This is a genomic window from Natronospira sp., assembly GCF_007134575.1.
Taxonomy (GTDB): domain Bacteria; phylum Pseudomonadota; class Gammaproteobacteria; order Natronospirales; family Natronospiraceae; genus Natronospira; species Natronospira elongata.
On sequence record NZ_SLKM01000213.1, the window covers coordinates 1 to 4,211 of the forward strand.

At 64.5% G+C, this 4,211-nt stretch carries 3 protein-coding genes; all 3 read right to left on the bottom strand.

Going from position 1 to position 4,211, the window contains the following annotated elements; all coding sequences use genetic code 11:
- Positions 1-55: 55 nt before the first annotated feature.
- The gene (gene coaBC, locus ACJWXQ_RS08395) at positions 56-1,252 is read right to left on the bottom strand and encodes a bifunctional phosphopantothenoylcysteine decarboxylase/phosphopantothenate--cysteine ligase CoaBC (RefSeq protein WP_406672575.1); all 1,197 of its coding nucleotides are present in this window, start codon (positions 1,250-1,252) and stop codon (positions 56-58) included.
- Positions 1,253-1,509: 257 nt separating this feature from the next.
- On the bottom strand, positions 1,510-3,480 hold the full coding sequence (locus tag ACJWXQ_RS08400; protein WP_406672576.1) for a M48 family metallopeptidase: 1,971 nt from the start codon (positions 3,478-3,480) through the stop codon (positions 1,510-1,512).
- Between the two features lie 163 nt (positions 3,481-3,643).
- Positions 3,644-4,211, bottom strand: a 568-nt coding sequence (locus ACJWXQ_RS08405) for a LemA family protein (protein WP_406672577.1), incomplete at its 5' end; no start/stop codon positions are given.

Here is a 4,211-nt window from a genome sequence, read left to right on the forward strand (position 1 = left end):
ATCGAAGCCGCAATCGCGGATGAATCCGCTCCTACGGCGGCTGTGAAAAACAGGGTCAGCGGAGCCGGGCGGCAATTTCCTCAACCAGCTTCCCGGCCAACTCCCGCTTGCTCCCGGCACCCAGCGGGGTCTTCCCCCCGGCATCCAGCAGCAGCAGTTCATTGTCGTCCCGGTCAAAGCCCTGGTCCCGGCCGACCCGGTTGGCGGCAATCAGGTCGAGTTTTTTCTTTTCCAGCTTCTTGCGGGCGTTGGCTTCCACGTCATTGGTTTCGGCGGCGAAGCCCACGGTGAAGGGGCGCTTGTCTGGGAGCGCGGCCACGGCGGCGAGGATGTCGATGTTTTCCACCAGTTCCATGCGGTCGAGCACGTCGCCGCTGCCCTTCTTGAGCTTGCGCTCGGCGGCTTGTTTGGGGCGGTAGTCCGCCACCGCGGCGGCGCCGATGAAGATATCCGCGGCGCCGGCCAGGCGCATGACCGCCTCATGCATCTGCGCGGCCGATTCCACATCCACCCGGTCCACGCCGGGCGGGGTGGGCAGACTCACCGGGCCGCTGACCAGAATTACCTTGGCCCCGGCGCGGGTGGCGGCTTCGGCCACGGCATAGCCCATGCGCCCGGAGGAGCGGTTGCTGAGATAGCGCACCGGATCCACCGCTTCGCGGGTGGGGCCGGCGGTGACCAGCACGGTCCGGCCCTTGAGCGCGCCATCGCCTTGCTGATCCAGCTCGGCGGCGATGGCATCCGGCTCCACCAGCCGCCCCGGGCCGGACTCGTTCTCGGCCATGGGGCCCTCGGCGGGGCCGATGAAGGCGAGCCCCCGTCCGCGCAGGGTCTCGAGATTTGCCTGGGTGGCCGGGTGCTGCCACATCACCGGGTTCATGGCCGGGCAGAGGGTAATCGGCGCCTCGCTGGCCAGGCAGATGGTGCTCAACAGATCATCGGCGAGGCCATGAGCCAGGCGGGCCATGAAATCGGCGGTCGCCGGGGCAATCACGATGTGGTCCGCCCAGCGGGCCAGTTCGATATGGCCCATGGCCATTTCCGCGTCCCGGTCCCAGAGGTGGGTGCGCACCGGGCGGTGGCTGACCGCCTGGAAGGTCATGGGGGTGACAAAGGCCTCGGCGCCGGCGGTCATTACCACCTGCACCGTGGCCCCGCGCTCGCGCAGGCGACGGACCAGGTCCGGGGCCTTGTAGGCGGCAATGCCGCCGGTCACGCCCAGAAGGATGTTCTGATTCTGGAGGCTGCTCATCGGGTCATTCCGTTCAGGTGTGGGGGAATTGTATGGGATTCCACCCGGGGGGGTAAGGTTACAGGTGCCACCCCAGCCGCATGAACGGTGACCACCCCACCCGTAGGAGCGGATTCATCCGCGATAAGGGGGCCGATCGAAGCTACAATCGCGGATAAATCCGCTCCTACGGCAGGTTGGGAATCGCCCACAGAGGCGCGAAGAAAACTCAGCGCTCTCCGGCGCGAGGCAATGTCAGTATTTCCGTAGGAGCGAATTCATTCGCGATCAGCGCCTGAACGCGACTCCGAACCTGACGACTCCTCTGCCAACAACGGCAGCGGCACATGCAGCAGGGCGCAGACGGCGCGCATGAGTTCGGCCTCTGCGGTGACCGTCTCGCCGGCGTGGCGGATGACGGCGACCAGGGCGCGGGTCAGGCGGCCCTTGTCGCGCATCCGCAGGCCGTCGAGCTTGTCCAGCGCCGCATCCAGGCGTTCGTGCCAGTTCTCGCGCAGGGCATGGGTCTCGCTCGGGGCCAGGCCCAGTTCCTTCATGCCTGCGGTCATGGCGGCCACGGCCTGGTCGCTGTCCTCGTGGCCGTGGTGGGCGAGGATGCGCATCAGGTCGTTGACCTGGGGAACGCAGTTTTCCAGCTTGCGCTTGCCGCCGGAGCGGGCCCGTTCGGGATGACGGTTATCCTCGATCTGCTTTTTCATCAACCGGCCGAGGGCGTATTCAAAGGCACTGACCTTGCCATCGGCGGCGATCAGGGCGTCCACCAGTTCCAGCAGCTTGTCCACTTCCGGACGCGGGCGATTGCGCACGGCGGGGAAGGCCATTTCCATCAGCGGAATCCGCTGCTGATCACTCAGTTCCCGACCGGCCTTCAGCAGGGTGCGCACCTGGCGTTCGCATTCCTCGCCCAGATGCTCGGCGACCAGGCCGAGCTGCTTGCGGCGGACGGCTTCGTCGTCGGAAATCAGCAGGGCGCAGATGACTTCACGGGCCCATTCGCCGGAATGGGCGGCCCGCTCCAGGGGCTTGGGGATGGACTCGGCCAGCAGCACGGCGGCCAGAATCTGGCCCAGCCCCGGCTGGCCGATTCTTTCGATCAGGTTGTCGGGTTCAAGCATTCGCCCGCCGAGGCTGCGGGGCCGCTGGCGATCATCCTCGCCTTCGTCTTCCTGTTCGGCTTCCGCTTCGGCCTGTTTAGCCTGCCGGCGGGCTTCCATGTCTTCGCGCGCTTTCTGCAGGTCCTCGGGCCGAAAGCGCGGGTCCACCGCCTCGATCCGCTTCATGATCGGCGGGTGGGTGGCCAACAAATTGCTCAGCGAGCTGGAAAAGAGCATGTGGCCCACTTCCTCGGTGTCGGCCTCGAGCTTGTCGCCGTGCTGGGCCACGGCAATCTTCTTCAATGCCCCGCCGATGCCGTCCGGCTGACGGGTGAACTGCACCGCCGAGGCGTCGGCCAGATACTCCCGCTGGCGGGAGACGGCGGCCTTGATCCAGCGCCCGAAGAAGACGCCGATGTAGCCGATCAGCATGATGGCCAACCCCACGAAGACAATGCCGCCGGCATTGCGATTGCGGGAGAAACGCCCCGAATGCATGAGCATGCGCCCGACCACCGCCAGGGCCAGGATGCCGAAGAGAATCCCGATCAGGCGAATGTTGAGGCGCATGTCGCCGTTGAGAATATGGGCGAACTCATGGGCGACCACGCCCTGCAGTTCATCCCGGTTGAGGTTTTCCAGGGTGCCCCGGGTCACGGCGATGGTCGCATCGGAGGTGGAATAGCCGGCGGCGAAGGCATTGATGCCCATCTCTTCTTCCAGCACATAGATGTCCGGCACCGGCACACCCGAGGCAATGGCGATCTCTTCAACCACATTGCGCAGACGCCGCTTGAGCGGGTCCCGGGTGTCCGGTTCCACCGGCGTGCCCCCCAACTGCCGGGCCACCACGCTACCGCCCGAGCGCAGCCGCATGCTGCGAAACAGACTGGCAATCCCGATCAGCCCGCCGGTGAGCAGGGAGATCACCAGGATGAGGTCCAGGTGACCCAGCAGGAATTGCGGCGACAGGATGTCGGGCTGCTCCGCCGCCATCTGGGTGTCGCCATAGGCGATCAGCCCCAGGACCAGCAAATTGATGGCGGCAATAATGGCCAGCACGGCAAGGGTAAACAGCAACACCAGCTTGCGGGTGTTGGTACGGGCTTTGTCTTGGTGTTCGAAGAAGTTCATGTTGGCGCCTTCGGTGAGCTACGAGCTACGAGCAGCGAGCTGCGAGCGGGTGAGGCAGCCTCACCCGCACTGCAGCTTCGGATAGTTCAGGGCAAGCAATTAACTACTCGCCATGAGTTTGTGATTGTTTTCAGCTCGCCGCTCGTAGCTCGCCGCTCGCAGCTCAAAAATTAACCTTAACCGCTTCCCGCTTGGCCGGATCTTCAATATCCAGCAGCTCGGCATACTTGAAGTTGAACATGCCGGCGACCAGGTTGTTGGGGAAGGCTTCGCGCTTGTTGTTGTAGGCCATGACCGCGTCGTTGAAGTGCTGACGGGCATAGGCGACGCGGTTTTCGGTGCTGACCAGCTCTTCGGAGAGCTGCTTCATGTTCTCGTTGGCTTTCAGGTCCGGGTAGTTTTCGGACAGGGCAAACAGGCGACCCAGGGCACCGGACAGGCCCTGTTCGGCCTGGCCTAGCTGCTTCATGGCGTTGGGGTCGGTGGGGTCGGCCTTGGCCTGCTTGAGTTTCTCCACCGCCTGGGTCCGCGCCCGGGTGACGCCTTCCAGGGTTTCCTGTTCGTGCTGCATGTAACGCTTGGCCGTATCCACCAGGTTGGGGATCAGGTCATAACGCCGGGTGAGCTGCACGTCGATCTGTGCAAAGGCATTCTTGTAGCGGTTGCGCGCAACGACAAGCGCGTTATAGGTGACGATGGCAAACAAGACCACCAGTAAAACAATGCCGACA